This window comes from Clostridium sp. UBA3061, assembly GCF_002367465.1.
GTDB classification, from domain to species: domain Bacteria; phylum Bacillota; class Clostridia; order Clostridiales; family Clostridiaceae; genus Clostridium_J; species Clostridium_J sulfidigenes.
This window is the reverse complement of sequence record NZ_DFCF01000018.1, coordinates 1-2,710: the sequence shown is the minus strand read 5'-3', so window position 1 is coordinate 2,710 and position 2,710 is coordinate 1. Positions and strand designations below refer to the sequence as shown.

Below are 2,710 nucleotides of genomic sequence, written 5' to 3'. Positions count from 1 at the left end.
CAGTTTTAGTATAAATCAACAGTTATCACAGGAATGATTTGTATTGGTGCTGTAGGAGCAAGCCTTGATGGAATTTATAGAATCGTAGAAAAGAAATACTTTTCCTGGCAAAGTAAAGTAAGATAGGGGTGATAGTATGGAAAATTATATTGAAATATCAAATCTTAGCAGAACATTTATTACAGGGGGTTCACTAGAGGTACATGCTTTAAAAGATATAAACCTATCAGTCCAAGAAAATGATTTTATATCTATTGTAGGCCCCTCTGGATGTGGAAAGTCAACCCTACTTAGAATTATATCCAGTTTAGAAAAAGCAACAAAGGGAAATGTATTTTTCAAGGGCAAAGAGATTACTAAGCCATCCTTTGAAATTGGTATGGTTTTTCAGCATTATTCTCTGCTCCAGTGGAAAAACGTTATAAATAATATTGCTCTAGGTGCTGAATTTAAAAAAGTGCCTAAAAAACAGAGACTTGAAGAAGCAAGAAAATATTTAAAGCTAATAAATATGGAAGAATTCGAAAATGCATATCCTTATGAGCTTTCCGGTGGAATGCAGCAAAGAGTTGCAATAGCAAGAGCCCTGGCTAATAATCCTGAAGTTCTATTAATGGATGAACCTTTCGGAGCACTTGATGCCTATACTCGTATAATATTACAAAGAGAACTTTTGAATATTTGGGAGAAAAATAAGAAAACAATTCTATTCGTAACCCACTCAGTAGATGAAGCTGTTTATCTATCTGATAAAATTGTAGTAATGGGCAAAAACCCTGGAAATATTAGAAGCATTATTGATGTTAATATGGATAGACCCAGAGATAGAGGAAATGTGGAATATGCTCATATAACTGCAAAAATACTGAAAATGCTTGAGGAAGAGTAAATAAGACATAAAATATCATCAAATTTTCTATGGACCTACAAAAAGCTGTCACGTTAGCATATTTATCTTATGTTAATGGGACAGCCCCTTCTTTTTTTATTGCTCTTACTGTTGAGATTAAATCATGTTTAATAATATTTCAACACCCTTTGCTACTACATACATAGCTGCACCTATTATCATTAATTCCATGCTATCATCTCCTTATAGAATAGATATTTAAAGTTTTTATTTTTACACTAATAGTATGTCCAACTCTTTAAGGCTACATTCGTATTATTAAAAAATTATTAAAATGCACTATATAATAAATCATCTTGTAACATTAACTTTAATCCCTCAAAGGTAACTTTTTTTATCTCCTTAATTTGTTCATCTAAAGTGTATCTATCTTGAATAATATCTAAAAAAGACTTTCTTAATACTAATAATCTGTATTTATTTTTGAAACCAGTATGGATTAGATCAAATTCACCACTATTATCCTTTAGTCTTCTTGTTAATTCTTGAAAATTATTAGAATTAACCACAGCAGCTCTATTTTTAACCTCTGAAATATCAACTAATATAACAAAATCAGGTCCCTTTTCCTTATCTAATGGCTCTATTTTATGATCTTTAGGATCAAATATAATTCCTACAAATATCCCAGGGCTCCAATTTTCAAATAACTCAATACCGCATCTTCCCCATCTATCATTTTGTCTTTTTCTAATAAAATCTTCTCTTTTAAATATTTCTAAATCACCAACTTCTGCTCTAAGCTCTTCAATAGTTGGTATGTACAAAATCTCTCTAACCTTTTCTAAAAAACTCTGAGCTAAGAAATTTGATAACACTTCTTCAACCTTTATATTCTCATACAATCCAAGACCTTGATCCCTTAAATATTGTATAAGCTGTTCTACTAAAAAATCATTAACAGGATTAAGTTCATCTTTACTTTCCTTAAATTTTTCTAAGAAAACACAAACTTCACCCCATACTAATGATATATCTGATTTTTGCGTATGTTGTAATTTTGTTCTTGTTACTAAAACAGTATAAAATTCTTCACTTCCTAGTTCACTTGAACATTCCTTATATTTTTTTATTTGATTAATTCCTAAACCACTATCCACCTTATGTTCACATATAAATCCTTTATCTCCAGATCTAATTAGTAAGTCTATTCTCCCCTTACTAACACTTACTTGAGTATCTAAGGTAACATCTTCTTGATGGTTTATTAAGACATCCTTATCTTTAAACTTACTAACTAAAAACTTGCAATAAGCATTAGCTAATCCATCAACCTCATTTAAAATAAAGGTAAATAACTCCGTAAGATAATCTTCCTTCGAATCCTTTTTAACTGTAGGTATGTATGATTTAATTTTAGTAAATAAAGAGTTGTTCATTGGCAACCATCCCCTTAATCTTATGATTATTTTCTTACTTTAATATTAACTTATATAACTTATTGATTAAACATTTATATTAATAAAAGTTCAGTTTTAATACCATTCAATTTAACACAACCCCTTAAATAAATTTAAATTCGTATTTAAATACATCTCATGTTAAGGTTAATCCAGGCAAGAGTACAAATGTTTATTCCTATGATTAATTTAAATACATCTCATGTTAAGGTTAATCAGTGATAATAACTATAAAAATGTTGCGATAATTGCTATTTAAATACATCTCATGTTAAGGTTAATCTAAACCCGATATATTTGAAAAAACTTATGAATTAGATTTAAATACATCTCATGTTAAGGTTAATCCCTACTAAAACTTCTCTATATCCATTTTCATTATCATTTAAATACATCTCAT

The 2,710-nt window shown here is 29.1% G+C and carries 2 protein-coding genes; one reads left to right on the top strand and one right to left on the bottom strand.

Annotated features, from left to right (window positions below; translation table 11 throughout):
• Window positions 1-136: 136 nt before the first annotated feature.
• Window positions 137-889: an ABC transporter ATP-binding protein gene (locus tag B2P65_RS15680; protein ID WP_346880490.1), complete on the top strand. Its 753-nt coding sequence runs from the start codon at window positions 137-139 to the stop codon at window positions 887-889.
• 290 nt (window positions 890-1,179) lie between these two features.
• On the opposite strand, the gene B2P65_RS15675 is transcribed toward B2P65_RS15680, so the two are convergent.
• The gene (locus B2P65_RS15675; protein WP_346878406.1) at window positions 1,180-2,289 is read right to left on the bottom strand and encodes a hypothetical protein; all 1,110 of its coding nucleotides are present in this window, start codon (window positions 2,287-2,289) and stop codon (window positions 1,180-1,182) included.
• Window positions 2,290-2,710: the final 421 nt, after the last annotated feature.